Source organism: Amycolatopsis sp. CA-161197 (genome assembly GCF_050942255.1).
Lineage (GTDB): Bacteria > Actinomycetota > Actinomycetes > Mycobacteriales > Pseudonocardiaceae > Amycolatopsis.
Genome location: NZ_CP192059.1, coordinates 9,106,793 through 9,121,378, shown reverse-complemented (window position 1 = coordinate 9,121,378; position 14,586 = coordinate 9,106,793). Strand labels below are relative to the sequence as shown.

The 14,586-nt window shown below is 70.5% G+C and carries 16 protein-coding genes; 14 read left to right on the top strand and 2 right to left on the bottom strand.

Going from position 1 to position 14,586, the window contains the following annotated elements:
- Positions 1-16: 16 nt before the first annotated feature.
- Positions 17-610 (bottom strand): phosphoribosylanthranilate isomerase, encoded by a 594-nt coding sequence (locus ACQPXB_RS43145; RefSeq protein WP_432847685.1) that lies wholly within the window; start codon positions 608-610, stop codon positions 17-19.
- Positions 611-740: 130 nt separating this feature from the next.
- Between ACQPXB_RS43145 and ACQPXB_RS43140 the strand changes: the two genes are divergently transcribed.
- From ACQPXB_RS43140 to ACQPXB_RS43105, 8 genes are all read left to right on the top strand, one after another.
- Positions 741-1,814 carry an SGNH/GDSL hydrolase family protein gene (locus tag ACQPXB_RS43140; RefSeq protein ID WP_432847683.1) on the top strand — a complete coding sequence of 358 codons (1,074 nt, stop codon included), beginning with the start codon at positions 741-743 and terminating at the stop codon, positions 1,812-1,814.
- 145 nt (positions 1,815-1,959) lie between these two features.
- Positions 1,960-2,937, top strand: coding sequence for a helix-turn-helix domain-containing protein (locus ACQPXB_RS43135; protein ID WP_432847681.1), 978 nt, complete (start codon positions 1,960-1,962; stop codon positions 2,935-2,937).
- Positions 2,938-3,043: 106 nt separating this feature from the next.
- Positions 3,044-3,766 (top strand): alpha/beta fold hydrolase, encoded by a 723-nt coding sequence (locus ACQPXB_RS43130; protein ID WP_432847679.1) that lies wholly within the window; start codon positions 3,044-3,046, stop codon positions 3,764-3,766.
- A gap of 19 nt (positions 3,767-3,785) precedes the next feature.
- A complete protein-coding gene (locus tag ACQPXB_RS43125; RefSeq protein ID WP_386953950.1) occupies positions 3,786-4,451 on the top strand; it encodes a DUF2848 family protein in 666 nt (221 codons plus the stop codon).
- Positions 4,451-5,887 (top strand): 4-hydroxyphenylacetate 3-hydroxylase family protein, encoded by a 1,437-nt coding sequence (locus ACQPXB_RS43120; protein ID WP_432847677.1) that lies wholly within the window; start codon positions 4,451-4,453, stop codon positions 5,885-5,887. Before ACQPXB_RS43125 ends, ACQPXB_RS43120 begins: the two co-directional genes overlap by 1 nt.
- A complete protein-coding gene (locus ACQPXB_RS43115) occupies positions 5,884-6,228 on the top strand; it encodes a cupin domain-containing protein (RefSeq protein ID WP_432847675.1) in 345 nt (114 codons plus the stop codon). The genes ACQPXB_RS43120 and ACQPXB_RS43115 overlap by 4 nt, the downstream gene beginning before the upstream one ends.
- On the top strand, positions 6,225-6,764 hold the full coding sequence (locus ACQPXB_RS43110; RefSeq protein WP_432847673.1) for a flavin reductase family protein: 540 nt from the start codon (positions 6,225-6,227) through the stop codon (positions 6,762-6,764). The genes ACQPXB_RS43115 and ACQPXB_RS43110 overlap by 4 nt, the downstream gene beginning before the upstream one ends.
- A gap of 824 nt (positions 6,765-7,588) precedes the next feature.
- Positions 7,589-8,131: a flavin reductase family protein gene (locus ACQPXB_RS43105; protein ID WP_366585719.1), complete on the top strand. Its 543-nt coding sequence runs from the start codon at positions 7,589-7,591 to the stop codon at positions 8,129-8,131.
- Here the strand turns inward: ACQPXB_RS43105 and ACQPXB_RS43100 are convergent.
- The gene (locus ACQPXB_RS43100) at positions 8,115-9,065 is read right to left on the bottom strand and encodes a LysR substrate-binding domain-containing protein (protein WP_366585721.1); all 951 of its coding nucleotides are present in this window, start codon (positions 9,063-9,065) and stop codon (positions 8,115-8,117) included. The genes ACQPXB_RS43105 and ACQPXB_RS43100 overlap by 17 nt on opposite strands.
- 111 nt (positions 9,066-9,176) lie before the next feature.
- Here ACQPXB_RS43100 and ACQPXB_RS43095 point away from each other — a divergent pair, with 111 nt between their 5' ends.
- From ACQPXB_RS43095 to ACQPXB_RS43070, 6 genes are read left to right on the top strand one after another with little or no spacing between them, the layout of a single operon-like run.
- Entirely contained in the window at positions 9,177-10,631 is a 1,455-nt protein-coding gene (locus tag ACQPXB_RS43095; RefSeq protein ID WP_432847670.1) for a 2-hydroxymuconic semialdehyde dehydrogenase, read from the top strand.
- Entirely contained in the window at positions 10,628-11,443 is an 816-nt protein-coding gene (locus ACQPXB_RS43090) for a 2-keto-4-pentenoate hydratase (RefSeq protein ID WP_432847668.1), read from the top strand. Before ACQPXB_RS43095 ends, ACQPXB_RS43090 begins: the two co-directional genes overlap by 4 nt.
- Positions 11,440-12,375 (top strand): acetaldehyde dehydrogenase (acetylating), encoded by a 936-nt coding sequence (locus ACQPXB_RS43085; RefSeq protein WP_386953965.1) that lies wholly within the window; start codon positions 11,440-11,442, stop codon positions 12,373-12,375. Before ACQPXB_RS43090 ends, ACQPXB_RS43085 begins: the two co-directional genes overlap by 4 nt.
- Positions 12,372-13,391: a 4-hydroxy-2-oxovalerate aldolase gene (gene dmpG, locus ACQPXB_RS43080; RefSeq protein WP_432847666.1), complete on the top strand. Its 1,020-nt coding sequence runs from the start codon at positions 12,372-12,374 to the stop codon at positions 13,389-13,391. The genes ACQPXB_RS43085 and dmpG overlap by 4 nt, the downstream gene beginning before the upstream one ends.
- Entirely contained in the window at positions 13,388-14,158 is a 771-nt protein-coding gene (locus tag ACQPXB_RS43075; RefSeq protein ID WP_432847664.1) for a 2-keto-4-pentenoate hydratase, read from the top strand. The genes dmpG and ACQPXB_RS43075 overlap by 4 nt, the downstream gene beginning before the upstream one ends.
- Positions 14,155-14,586, top strand: a complete 432-nt coding sequence (locus ACQPXB_RS43070; RefSeq protein WP_366588449.1) for a RidA family protein — start codon at positions 14,155-14,157, stop codon at positions 14,584-14,586. Before ACQPXB_RS43075 ends, ACQPXB_RS43070 begins: the two co-directional genes overlap by 4 nt.

Sequence of the window (14,586 nt, the reverse complement as noted above, 5' to 3'; positions counted from 1 at the left end):
CCGCTGTCGTCCGCGGTCAGGAACTCCTTGCGGCGCTGAGGAAAGCGCGGATCAGCGCCTGGTCCTTGACACCGCGGGAGGACTCGACGCCGCTGGAGACGTCCACTCCCCACGGGCGGACGGTGGCGACGGCCTCGGCCACGTTGTCCGGGGTGAGGCCGCCGGCCAGCAGCCAGTCGCCGTCGGGCGTCTTGGCCGACCAGTCCCACGTCTCGCCGGAGCCGGCGTTGGGGGAGTCGAGCAGGAGCAGGTCTTCGCCGTATTCGCCGACGGCCGGGACCTCTCCGGAGCGCAATGACGTGGCCCGGATCAGCCGCACGGGCAGATCGCGCAACGCCGCGAAGTCGGCCGGCGAGTACCCGGAGCCGTGCAGCTGGACGGCCCGGATCCCGGTCTCGGCCACGGCGTCGCGGATCTCCGGCACGGCCACACCCTTGAACACCCCGACCGTGAGCACCTCGCCGGGCACATCGGCCGCGAGCTGTGCCGCCTCGGCGCGGGTGACCTGCCGCGGGCTCTCGCACAGCAGGAACCCCACGGCGTCGGCTCCTGCTTCGACCGCGCACGTCACGTCGGCCGCCGTCTTCAGGCCGCAGATCTTCACGAACACGCCCCGACCCTAACGGTGACGGGCGGGCATCACGCGCGCACTCGCATCACCAACGTGACGGATCGGACACCCGCGCGGCGGCGCGGATGTGATTATGGGTCGACTTCCGCCCGACGAAGGAGCTCGCACGATGGTCACGGCGCACCCCGGTGGATCCGACGACGGCCGGCAGCTGTCCGGGATGACTGCGGCCTCGATCCGGCGTTGGCGCTGGAAGCGGGCCGCCGCCGTCGCCGGAACCGGTTCGGCCAGGTACGCGAAGATCGGCGACTCCATCAGCGCCGGTCAGGGACTCCAACCCGCCACGCAGTCGCCGCCGGTGGTGATGGGCGGCATGCTGGCGGCCCGGGGCTTCCCGGTGCGGGGCGCCTCGGTGATCCTGAACCCGCGCACCATGACGGCCGATTCCCGGCTGACGTTCACCGGGTCCTGGTCCGAGTTCGCGCCCGGCGCGCTGACCACGTTCGCCTCGTCCGCGACGAGCGGCGGCTCCGTCTCGCTCACCGCTTTCGTCGCGGAGGCCGGCGACTACCTCGCCCGCGTCATCACCACGCTGGACTCGCGCGAGTGCACGATCGCGCTCGACGATGGCGAGCCCGGCCCGATCCGGGTCAGCGGTGCGGCCGGCCTGGCGACGCACCTCGTCGCGCTGCCCAAGCTGGCCGCCGGCCGCCACACCGTCACGGTCACCGTGGCCGGCGAGGGCGGTGAGCTGCGCGTCGGCAGCATCGGGCTCGAAGCCGCCGACGGCATCACGATCGGCGACTTCGGCATCTCGATGTCGACCACCGAGGACTGGGTTGCCGGTGGCGCGGCGTATTCGGCTCTGAACCACGTGGTGGCGTGGGCGCCGGACCTCGCCCTGATCGCGCTGATGACGAACGACGCCAACGAGCAGACGTTCATCGCGCCGGACCGGTACGCGGCCAACCTCGACACGATGGTGTCCGCACTGGAGAACATCTGCGACGTCGTCCTCGAGGCCCAGATCCCCGGCGACCCGGACTGGGTCGACCTGTCGCCGTACCGCGACGCCGTGTACGCCGTGGCCAATGCCCACGGCGTCCCGGTGCTCGATCTCTTCGACCGCTGGGGCAGCTACGCCGCCGCCGCGGACGCGGGCCTGATGAACGACGCCTTCCACCCCAACGCGGCCGGTGCGGCCGACATCGCCGCGGCGGAGCTCGAGGTCGTTTCGGCTTAAGTGACGCGGGTGCGCCGGTGCCGTCCGGCCACTCGGTCCGGCCGCGCTGATTCGTGACGGTGGCATCGCCGCGCCCGCTTCTCGGGTCCGCTGGACAACGGCGAGCCGGGATGTTGTCCTGAGGGACAACGCACCGGGAGGCGGCATGACAGCAGCGCAGCTCGCGGCCGGCCTGGCCGACGTGTCGCAGCAGGTGCTCGCGTCCAGCGGTGATCCCGACGAGGTCACGCAGGCCTGTACACAGGCGTTGCGGCCGCATCGGCTCGTGGTGCATTCGCGCCGGGCGCGGCTGGCGACCCGGTTGGAGCACCTCTCGGCGGGCCCGATCTCGCTCAACCGCCTGCGCTACGGGGCCGACGTGACGGTCGCGCCCGCCGTGCCCGAAGAGGACAACTTCCTGCTGACGCTGCCCGTCGCCGGGTCCGCGAAGTTCACCTACGGGCGCGACACCGCGGAGCTCGCGCCGGGGCAGCCCGCGATCGTGGGGCCGTACCGGGAGTTCAAGCTGGACATCGACAGCGCGTTCGACCAGCTGATCGTGCGGATGGACCGGCGCTGGGTCGAGAGCACGGCCCGCCGGATCCGCGGGGTCGCGACGGTCGGGCCGGTGGATCTCTCGCTGTCGCTGCCGGAGCAGCCCGCGTTCCTGTACCGGCTGCTGGAGAGCGTGGTCAGCCTGCCGACGCTGGGGCCCAGCGTCGCGCGGCCGGAGGTCGGGCAGCAGCTGGGCGAGCTGGTGATCGAGTCGTTCCTGCTCACGCAGCTGCGCGAGGAGGAAGCCGAACCCGCGCGGGTGCCGTCGGCGCAGGTGCGGCGGGCGATGGAGTACCTGCTCGACCACCTCGCCGAGCCGATCAGCCTGTCGGAGGTCGCGCGGCAGAGCGGGACGAGCCTGCGCAGCCTGCAGGCCGGGTTCCGCCGGGACCTCGACACGACGCCCGGCCAGTGGCTGCGGGGGCAGCGCCTCGACCGGGCCCGCCGGCTGCTCGCGGCGGGTGAGCCGGGGACCACGACCGTGACGGGCGTCGCGGCGGAATGCGGCTACTTCCACCTGGGCGAGTTCGCCACGCAGTTCAAGGCGCGCTTCGGGGTCACGCCGTCGGCCGTGCTGGGCCGCCGCTGACGGTTTGCGCGAATCCGATGCTCGCGCGTCGCTTCGCCGATAGTCCTTCCCGCTCGCCGACAGCAGCATGTGCCGTACGCACTCATCGGCGAGAACGGAGCGGCGGATGCGATTCGTACTGGTGCACGGGGCGTGGCACTTCGGGGAACTGTGGGACCCCGTCCGCAAGCACTTGGAGGACGCGGGCCACGAGGTCCACACCCCGACGGCCGGCGGCCTCGGCGAGAACGACGACAAGCACGTCGACCTGCGCGGCGCCGCGCAGCCGATCGTCGACTACATCCGGGAGCACGACCTGACCGACGTCGTGCTGGTCGGGCACAGCTGGGGCGGGTACGTGATCTCCCGCGTGGCGATCGAGCTGCCCGAACGGATGCGGCGGCTGGTCTACTTCGCCGCCTTCGTGCCGGCGCACGGCCGGGCGCTCGTCGACGAGATCCCGCCGCACCTCGTCGCCGCGCTGCAGGCGAGCTACGACGAACGCACCGACGGTGGCGTGGTGCTGCCGTTCCCCGTGTGGCGCGACGCGTTCTACAGCGATGCCTCGGCGGAGGAGGCGAAGCGCGTGTACGACGTGTTGCGCCCGCAGCCGTGGAGCGCCTTCACCGACCCGGCGGACATGACGGGCTGGGACAAGGTGCCGCAGGCGTTCAGCTACTTGGCGCCGTCCGAGGACAACGACATCACGCAGGGCGAGTGGGGGCGGCACCCGCGGCTGTCCAACCGGCTCGTGATGTTCCGGCTCGTCGGCATGGAGGGCAGCCACGAGGTGCTGCTGGCGAACCCCGAGCTGACAGCGCGCAAGTTCATCGAGGCGGGGCGGGACTGACCGTCCTTTGAGGAGTGAAGTGACGATCGAATTGACGGTGGTCGGCTCCGGCGCGACGTTCGTGATCGCGCCGGAGCGGATCGTGGTGGCGGGCTACACCGCGAAGGACGAGGCCGCTGTGGAGCACCACATCGCCGAGCTCGCGGCGATCGGCGTGCCGCGGCCGGCGAGTGTGCCGGCGTATTACGTGCTCTCGCCCGGACTGTTGACCACTTCACCGTTGGTCGAGGTGGGTTCGGCGACGACGTCGGGGGAGGTCGAGCCCGTGGTGATCCGTCACGACGGGCGGTACTACCTCGGCGTCGGCTCCGATCACACCGACCGGGAGCTCGAACGTGTCGACATCGCGCAGAGCAAGGCCGCATGCCCGAAGCCGCTGGGCTCGCGGGTGGTGGAGATCGGGCCCGACCTGTCCGTTGTGGACTGGGATGGCCTGGTCGTGGAGTCCGGTGTGGACTCTGCGGCTTATCAGAGCGGCAGTGTCGCGACGCTGCGCCACCCCTCGGACACGCTCGGCCGGATGCCGGCCGGGCTGGACGACGGCGGTGACCTCGTGCTGTTCTGCGGCACGCTTTCCTTGCTCGGCGGGAAGTTCGTCTTTGGTTCGCGCTGGCGCGTCGACCTGCGGCTGCCCGGCGGCGAAACCCTGACCCATGTGTACGAAACCCAGCGAAGGAAGGCTTGATGCGCAGCGGATCGCAGTACCTGAGCGCCCTCGACGACGGACGGCGCGTCTACCTCGACGGCAAGCGCGTGGACGGTGTGGCGCGGCACCCGGCGTTCGCGCCGATCGCGAAGACCGTGTCGGAGCTGTTCGACCTCGCCGCCGACCCCGCGTCCGGCATGACGCGGCCGGGCCCGGACGGCGACGTGGTGAACCGGCTGTTCACCGCGCCGCGCAGCCGCGAGGACCTCACGGCGTTCCGCGAGGCCGCCACCACCTGGGCGCGCCACACCCACGGCTGGGTGGGCCGCAGTCCCGACCACGTCGGCGCGTTCCTCGCCGCGTTCGCGTCGCACCCGGACGTGTTCGGCGACTACGCGGCGAACGTGACGGCGTTCCAGAAGCGTGTCGTCGAGGAGGATCTGTACCTGTCGTACGCGATCATCCCGCCGCAGGTTTCGCGCGCCACCACGGCGAGCGCGTGGGACGGCGATCTGGTGCAGGTCGGCGTCGCCGAGGAGCGCGCCGACGGCATCGTGGTGCGGGGTGCGCAGATGCTGGCCACGGGCGGTCCGGTCGCCGACGAGATCCTCGTGTCGTGCATCAAGCCGCTGACGCCGGAGGACACGGATTTCGCGCTCAGCTTCGTGCTGCCCGTGGACACCGAGGGCCTCAAGCTCTACTGCCGCCGCCCGTACGCGCCCGCCGCGACGAGTCACTACGACTACCCGCTCACCACGCGCTTCGACGAGACCGACGCGTTGCTGATCTTCGACGACGTGTTCGTGCCGTGGGACCGCGTGTTCGTCTACCGCGACGTCGCCGGCGTCCGCAACCAGTTCTTCGCGACGGGCGCGCACGTGCTGGGCAACTGGCAGGCGCAGATCCGGTTCTCGGTGAAGCTGCAGTTCCTGGCCGGCCTGGCGCGCAAGGTCGCGGCGGTCAACGGTGTCGACAGGTTCCCCGGTGTCGTGGAGAAACTCGGCGAGCTGGCCAGCCTGGTGTCCCTGGTGGAGTCTGCCGTGCTGGCCGCCGAGTACACGGCCTCGCCCGACTCGGCCGGCCTCTGGCGCCCGGGCAGCCGCGCGCTGTACGGCGCCATGGGCCTGCAGTCGGAGCTGTACCCCCGCGTGCTGGCCATCCTCCGCGACCTCGTCGGCGGCGGCGTGCTGCAGGTCCCCTCCAGCGTCGCCGACATGACCACCCCGGAAACCCGCGCGGACATCGACCGCTACATCTACAGCCCCGGCACCCCGGCCGCCGACCGCGTCAAGCTCTTCAAACTCGCGTGGGACGCCGTCGGCAGCGAATTCGCCGGCCGCCACCACCAGTACGAACTCTTCTACGCCGGCGCGCCCTTCGTGGTGAAGGGCTACTCCTTCCGCAACTACGGCTTCGACGGCCCGCTGTCCGAAGTGGACCGCTTCCTGGCCGGCTACTCCGAGGACAGCCAATGAGCAAACCCGAACGCGAGTTCTTCCCCGTGACCGACGTGGACTTCACCATCTGCAAGGGCGACGACCCGCGCATCACCGAACGCGTGCTGTCCACGGACCCGGCCTCCGGTGTCGCCACCCGCATCCTCCGCTACGCCCCGGGCGCCGACTCCTCCCCGATGGGCGTCCAGTCCCACGACTTCTGGGAGGAGGTCTACATCCTCGAGGGCTCGTTCACCGACCTCACCCTCGGGCAGACCTTCACCGCCGGCATGTACGCCTGCCGCCCCCCGGGCATGCCCCACGGCCCCTGGCGCACCGAGGAGGGTGTGCTCACGTTCGAGGTCCGTTACCGCGCATGACCACCATGCCTCCCGACTGCACTCCCGGATCCGGCCCCGTTGACGCGTTGGCCATGCGGACGACGATGGGCCGGTTTGCCACCGGAGTCGCGGTGGTGACCACCGTATTCGACGGGGTTCCCCATGGAATGACGGTGAATTCGCTTACTTCGGTGTCCCTGTCTCCGCCTTTGGTGCTGGTGTGCTTGACGACTGGTGCTCGCACTACCGAGGCGGCGGTCTCGGCGGGCCGCTTCGCGCTGAACGTGCTGTCCACTCGGCAGGAGCAACTCGCCCTTCGCTTCGCTCGTCGCGGCGAGGACCATTTCTCGGGCCTGCCGGTGAAGACGGGGGCACATGCGGTGCCGGTGATTCCGGATGCCCTGGTGCACTTGGAGTGCTCGGTCCACCGGGCGTTGACGGCTGGGGATCACGAGGTGGTGATCGGCGAGGTGCTGAAGGTGTGCTCACGGGACGGCGAACCGCTGGGGTTCCTCGGCGGGCGGTTCAGTGACGTGGTGGACCGGGGTCATGAGCCGGTGCCGTGGTTCTTCTGAACCACCCGCTTTCCGCCGGCCAAACCCATCTCCCCGACAGACAGCGGGCTTACCCAACCCAAACATCTCCTCAACCAACCCCCCGAGCCGTCGTGACAATTGAACTTCGGGGAGCTACTCGTAACCAATCTTTTGATCTTTAAAGAAGAAGATAAAAGATCAAAAGACGAAAGACATGCACATGTGGCTAGCCCCCGCTGCGCTCAATGGTTCTACGGGACTTGCTTTGTGTCAAGGCTGGAAAGAGTACCTTGACACAAAGCAAGTCCCGTAGGAGAAAGTGCTTCGCCGGGGGCCGGCCGGGGGAAGGTTAGTCGGAGATATCGGCGGCTTTGTCGGGTGGTTGAGTTGGGTGGACGGAAAAGCAGAAGCCCCGCACCGAGTTGTTTCGGTGGCTGGCTGGCTGGTGCGGGCGGAGCACCCAGTCGATCATCCGGCAGGTGCCACCCCAGCATCTCCTCCGGAGTGAACTCGACAGCCTGAGGAAGAGTCGCGTGCCGACGGGCAGTCTCCGGGAACGGCACGGCAAAGAAACAAACCGACACCAGCCCACCGTGGTCCGAGACCAAATCCCGCAGCATCTCCCCGAAGCGCGCGAACGGGGAAGATCCCCTCCAAGACCACGGCGTAACCGGTGCCGAGCACCCGACATGCCGCGCACGATCAGCAAACGCGCCACAGCCACCGACGCTGACTCAAAGCGAGTATGACCGTTCAGACATGCCCGACGCCCGGATCGGCATTGGACGGGTATGGCTCCGGCAGCGACGATGGATGCACCAATCACCGCTGGTCAGAAGCGGCTTACGTCGAGGAGGACGTCCGTGGGAACACCGCGCAGCACCTACGCCCCCACCGATCCGCACGCGTTGAAGTTTCGGCGGGCGTTGCGGCACTTCCCCAGTGGTGTGTCGGTGGTGACCGTTGTGGATGGGGACGGTGGGGTGCACGGGATGACGGCGAGTTCGTTCGCGTCGGTGTCGTTGGATCCGCCGTTGTGTGCGGTGAGTGTGAACAAGCCGGGGCGGATGCATCAGTTGCTGCAGGGCACGGATGGGCACTTCGGGCTCAGCATCCTGGGGAACGACCAGGGGGCGATCGCCGATTTCTACGCGCGGCAGCCGTGGAGCGTGGCGGTGGACGTGGAGATGGACGTGTACCACGGGTGTCCCACAGTGGGCGGTGCGCTGGCGTGGTTCGTGTGCCGGAAGTGGGCCGCGTACGACGGTGGGGACCACACGATTTTCGTGGGCGAGTCGTTGGACTACGGGTCGACGTCGCGGGAGGACCTGCAGCCGCTGGTGTGGCACAAGTCGGCCTATCACGACCTGGGCGAGCAGCGTCCGCGGGTCACGAAGCAGGGCTGAAGCGGCGGGTCACCTGGACGGCCTCGGCCACGAGCTTGTCGATGAGCGCGCTCGCCGACGGAGTGGGCGTGCCGGCGGCGGGCATGGTGATGCCGACGCTGTGGCCGATCGGTTCGAGCGACAGCGGCAGGCGCGCGATCCCGGGGTCCTCCTCGGTGATCAGGCGCGGCAGCGCGGCCACGACGTCGGTGTCGCGCAGCAGCTGGCGCACGGTGAGGAACGAGGTCGCCTCGACGCGGTTGGCGGGCAGGAGCACGTCGTTGTTGTGGAACAGCTCCTCCAGCTCACGCCGCAAGGCCGTCTCCGGACCGGGCAGGATCCACGGGTACTCGGCGACCGTCGCGAGGTCCACGGTCTTCGCACCGGCCAGCGGGTGCGCGGCGCGGACCACGAGGACCACGGACTCGTCGTAGAGCTTGCGGCGCAGGAAGCCCTCGTCGGAGATCTGCGTGAGCCGCCCGACGATCAGGTCGAGCCGGCCCGCGCTCAGCTCCACCAGCAGTGACTCGGGCGTCCCGTCTCGCACGGCCACGGTGAGATTCGGCCGCTCGGCCTTCAACGCCGCGATGGCCCTCGGGAGCAGCACGTTCGAGCCGAACAGGTGCGTCCCCACCACCACGGTGCCGCGTTCGGCGCCCGCCAGCTCCACCACGTGGCGGGCGGCCTGGCGGGCCTGGGCGAGGATCGCGCGCGCGTGCTCGGTGAAGGCCTCGCCGTACACGGTCGGCGTGAGGCCGCGCGGGCCCCGCTGGAACAGCTCGACCTCCAGGATCTCCTCCAGCTCCCGCAACCCGCGCGTCGCCACGGGCTGGGTCACGTGCAGCTCGGCGGCCGCGCCGACGATCGTGCCGCGCCGCGCGATGGCGTCGAGCAGCACCAGGTGGCGGAACTTCATCCGGCCGTCGAGCAGTCGCGGCAGCTCACGAGGGGTCATACCGAGCGACTATAGCCATATGCACATATCAACTTAAGGCTTTGGCATTTGTCAGGCATAGCTGGAGGTCGCGACGATGAGCAGGGATCACAGCCACGCGGGAAGGTGGACATGACGGTGCTCAAGAGCTTCGTGGACGGGCGGTTCACCGACAGCGGTGGTGACCTGTTCGACAAGGTCAGCCCGGTCGACGGGACCCTCGTCACCCAGGTCGAGGAAGCCGGCCAGGCGGTGGTCGACCGCGCGGTGCGCGCCGCCCGGGCCGCGCTCGACGGCGCGTGGGGCCGCACCTCCGACGCCGAGCGCGCGCGGGTGCTCAGGAAGATCGCCGACCGGATCGACGAGCGGTTCGACGACCTGCTCGCGGCCGAGGTCGCCGACACCGGCAAACCGCTCGACCTGGCCCGCCGCCTCGACGTCTCGCGCGCCGCGGCCAACTTCCGGGCCGCGGCCGACACGATCGCGTCGGCCGGGCTCGACTCGTTCCTCACCGAAGGCCCGGCCGGGCGCGCGCTGAACTACGCGCTGCGCAAGCCGCTCGGCGTGGTCGCGGTGATCGTGCCGTGGAACCTGCCGCTGTTGCTGCTGACCTGGAAGGTCGCGCCGGCGCTGGCCGCGGGCAACGCCGTGGTGGTGAAGCCGTCGGAGGAGACGCCCTCGAGCGCGACGCTGCTGGCCGAGCTCATCACCGAGGCCGGCGCGCCCGACGGCGTGTTCAACGTCGTCCACGGCTTCGGCCCCGGCTCGGCCGGCGAGTTCCTCACGAGCCACCCGGGCATCGACGGCGTCACCTTCACCGGCGAATCCCGCACGGGCTCGGCGATCATGCAGGCGGTGGCGCCGCGCGTGCTGCCGGTGTCGTTCGAGCTCGGCGGCAAGAACGCGGCCGTGGTGTTCGACGACGCGGACCTCGGCAAGACCGTCGACGGCCTCGCCCGCTCGACGTTCACCAACACCGGCCAGATCTGCCTGTGCACCGAGCGGATCTACGTGCAGCGCGGCATCTTCGACGAGGTCGCCGCCGGCCTCGCCGAACGCGCCGAGGCCCTGCGCTTCGGCCGCCCCGACGATCCGGGCACCACCACGGGACCGCTGATCTCCCGCCAGCACCGCGAAAAAGTCCTCTCCTACTACGAGCTCGCCGAGCAGGAAGGCGCGAAGCTCCTGGCCGGCGGCGGGATCCCGGACCTCGGCCCCGATCTCGACGGCGGCGCCTGGGTGCGCCCCGCGCTGTGGACCGGGCTCGACAACACCCACCGCGTGCTGCGCGAGGAGATCTTCGGCCCCGTCGCGGCGCTCGTGCCGTTCGACACCGAGGACGAGGCGATCCGCCTGGCCAACGACAGCGACTACGGTCTCGCCGCGGCCGTGTGGACCACGAATCTCGAACGCGCCCACCGCGTCGCGGGCGCCATGCGCGTCGGCATGTCGTGGGTCAACACCTGGTACCTGCGCGACCTGCGCTCGCCCTTCGGCGGCAACGGGCTTTCGGGCATCGGCCGCGAGGGTGGTGTGCACTCGCTGCACTTCTACACCCAGCCGACCAACGTGTGCGTGGCGCTGTGAACGCCCGGGTCGCAGCGGCGATCGACACCGCCGTCGCCCGCCTCCAGCGGGCCGAACGGGACCGGACGCCCGTGCAGCCGGTGCGCGAGTTCCTCGGCGAAGACGACATCGACGCCGCCTACGAGGTGCAGCGCCGGATCATCTCGGACAAGATCGCGAGCGGCCGTCGGATGGTCGGCCGCAAGATCGGGCTGACGTCGGAGGCCGTGCAGCGCCAGCTCGGCGTGGACCGGCCGGACTTCGGGGTGCTGCTCGACGACATGGTGTTCGGCGACCGCGCCGAGATCCCGCTCGAGCGCTTCTGCCAGCCGCGCGTCGAAGGCGAAGTCGCGTTCGTGCTCGGCGCGGACCTGTCCGACGGCGCCACGGTCGTCGACGTCCTGCGCGCCACGGAGTTCGTGCTGCCGGCGATCGAGATCGTCGACTCGCGAGTGGCCGGCTGGGACATCCGGATCACGGACACCGTCGCGGACAACGCGTCGAGCGGCGCTCTGGTGCTGGGCACGCGGCCGGTGAAACTGTCCGAAGTGGATCTCGCCGGGCTCGGCATGGTGCTGGAGCACGGCGGCGAGCCGATCTCGACCGGCTTCGGCGCGGCCTGCCTCGGCTCACCGGCCGTCGCCGTCGCGTGGCTGGCGCAGGAGGTCGCGCGCCGCGGAGAGCCGCTGCGGGCGGGGGAAGTGGTGCTGGCCGGCGCGTGGGGACCGATGGTGGCCGTGCCGGCGCCCGGGAGCTACGTGGCCCGGTTCGAAGACATCGGAGAGGTCCGCGTCGGGTTCACCGCCGGACCGGACGGAGGGAAACGCGCATGAGCACCCCGGTGGCGATCATCGGGTCGGGCAACATCGGCACCGACCTGATGTTCAAGGTGAAACGGCTTTCGACCGAGCTCGAAGTCGCGGCGATGGTCGGCATCGACGCCGCCTCCGACGGGCTCGCGCGGGCGCGCCGGCTCGGGGTCGCGACGTCGCACGAAGGCGTGGCCGGGCTCGTCGCCCTGCCCGAGTTCGCCGACATCCGGCTGGTCTTCGACGCGACGTCGGCCGGCGCGCACCGGCACAACAACGAGGTCCTCAGCGCCCACGGCAAGCAGCTGGTGGACCTCACGCCCGCGGCCATCGGGCCGTACGTGGTGCCGACCGTGAACCTCGACGAGCACCTCGGCGCGCCCAACGTCAACATGGTCACCTGCGGCGGCCAGGCGACGACCCCGGTCGTGGCCGCCGTTTCCGCGGTGGCGCCGGTGGCCTACGCGGAGATCGTGGCGACGATCGCCGCCAAGTCCGCCGGTCCCGGCACCCGCGCGAACATCGACGAGTTCACCGAGACCACGGCGCGCGCACTGGAAACCGTCGGCGGCGCCGGGCGCGGCAAGGCGATCATCGTGCTCAACCCGGCCGACCCGCCCATCACCATGCGGGACACGGTGTTCTGCCTCGTGGAAGAGTCCGAAGTGGACGAAGCCGCCGTCAGTGCGTCCGTCGAAGCCATGGTCGCGCAGGTGCAGGACTACGTGCCGGGCTACCGGCTCAAGCAGCGCGTGCAGTTCGACCGGGTGGACGAGCCGTTCCTGCCCGCGCTCGGGCGCGCGTTCCGCGGGGTGAAGGTGGCGGTGTTCCTGGAGGTCTCCGGCGCCGGGCACTACCTGCCGGAATACGCCGGCAACCTCGACATCATGACCTCGGCCGCCCTGCGGACCGCGGAACGGCTCGTGCAGGTCGCCGCGGAAGGAGCCCTTCGATGAAACTCTACGTGCAGGACGTGACGCTGCGCGACGGCATGCACGCCGTCGCCCACCGCTACAGCGTCGAGCAGGTGCGCACGATCGCCGCCGCGCTGGACGCGTCGGGTGTCGCGGCCATCGAGGTCGCGCACGGCGACGGGCTGGCCGGGTCCAGCGTGAACTACGGCCACGGCGCGGCCACCGACGCGGGCTGGATCGCCGCGGCCGCCGAGGTGGTGAAGAACGCCAAGCTCACGACGCTGCTGCTCCCGGGCGTCGGCACGATCGAAGACCTGCGGGCCGCACGCGACCTCGGCGTCGCCAGCGTCCGCATCGCCACGCACTGCACCGAGGCCGACATCGCGATCCAGCACATCGGCTGGGCGCGGGAGAACGGCATGGACGTCGCCGGGTTCCTCATGCTGAGCCACATGAACTCGCCCGAGGAACTGGCGAAGCAGGCGAAGATCATGGAAGACGCGGGCGCGCACTGCGTGTACGTCACCGACTCCGGTGGGCGGCTGACCATGAGCGACGTCGCCGCTCGGGTCGACGCGTACCGCGAGGTCCTCGACCCGGACACGCAGACCGGCATCCACGCCCACGAGAACCTGTCGCTGTCGGTGGCCAACAGCGTCACCGCGGTCGAGCACGGTGCCTACCGGGTCGACGCTTCCCTGGCCGGCCAAGGTGCCGGCGCGGGCAACACGCCGATCGAAGCGTTCGTCGCCGTCGCCGACCTGCTCGGCTGGGACCACGGCTGCGACCTGTTCGGCCTGCAGGACGCGGCCGAGGACCTCGTCCGTCCACTTCAGACGCGGCCGGTGCGGGTGGACCGCGAGACGCTGACGCTGGGCTACGCCGGCGTCTACTCCAGTTTCCTCCTCCACGCCGAACGCGTCGCCGGCCGCTACGACCTCGACGTCCGCGCGATCCTGCTCGAAGCCGGCAAGCGCGGCCTCGTCGGCGGCCAGGAAGACATGCTGGTCGACGTCGCGCTCGACCTCGTGGCCACGCGAGAGGCGGCCCCGGCGTGATCGAGGAGTTCGCGACGCGGCTCGACGAAGCCGCCACCACCCGCAAGCCGTGTGCGCAGCTGTCCACGGACCACGAGCTGTCGCTGGACGACGCCTACGCCGTGCAGCGTGAGCTGGTCGAACGCCGCCTCGCCCGAGGCGAGCGCCACTTCGGGGTCAAGCTCGGCTTCACCAGCAAGGCCAAGGCCGCGCAGATGGGGGTCGACGACGTCATCATCGGCCGCCTCACCTCGGGCATGGTCCTGGCCGACGGCGACGAGCTCGACCTGAACACCCTCATCCACCCGCGTGCCGAGCCGGAGGTCGCGTTCCGGATCGGCCGCGACGTCGAGCCCGGCGAGGTGCCCGGCCCGGACCTCGTGGACGCGGTCGCCCCGGCGATCGAGGTGATCGACTCCCGCTACCGCGACTTCAAGTTCTCGCTGGCCGACGTGGTCGCCGACAACACCTCGGCCGCCGCCGTCGTCCTCGGGCAGTGGCAGCCGCTCGCAGCCGGGCTCGACAACCGCGGCGTGGTGTTCGAAGTGGACGGACGCATCGCCGGCGCCGGCTCGACCGCCGCCATCCTCGGCGACCCGCTGCGCGCGATCCCCGCCGCCGTCCGCATGGCTCAGCGCTACGGCCTCCCGCTCGCCGCGGGCACCGTCCTGCTGGCCGGCGCGGCCACCCCCGCGGTGGCGCTCGAAGCCGGCACCCACGTCAGCGCCACCGTCTCCGGCCTCGGCCGGGCCCGCTTCTCCGTCGCACCGCAGGGAGCACCCCGATGACCGAAGCCAAAACGCTCGCGGACAAGGCCAAACCCCGCGGCCGCTTCCCGCACCTGAAACGCGCCGGCGACCTCGTGTTCGTCTCGGGCACGAGCAGCCGCCTGCCGGACAACACGTTCGCCGGGGCCGAGGCCGACGAGTTCGGCACTACGACGCTCGACATCCGCGTGCAGACCGCCGCCGTGCTGGACAACATCGACGACATCCTCGGTTCCGTCGGCGCGAGCCTCGACGACGTCGTGCAGGTGACCAGCTACCTGGTCAGCATGAACGACTTCGGTGGCTACAACGAGGTCTACGGCCGCTACTTCGACGAGAACGGTCCGACGCGCACCACGGTCGCCGTGCACCAGCTGCCGCACCCGCACCTGCTCATCGAGATCCAGGCCGTCGCCCACGTGCCGCGTGAATCCAGTGGAGGGAACTGA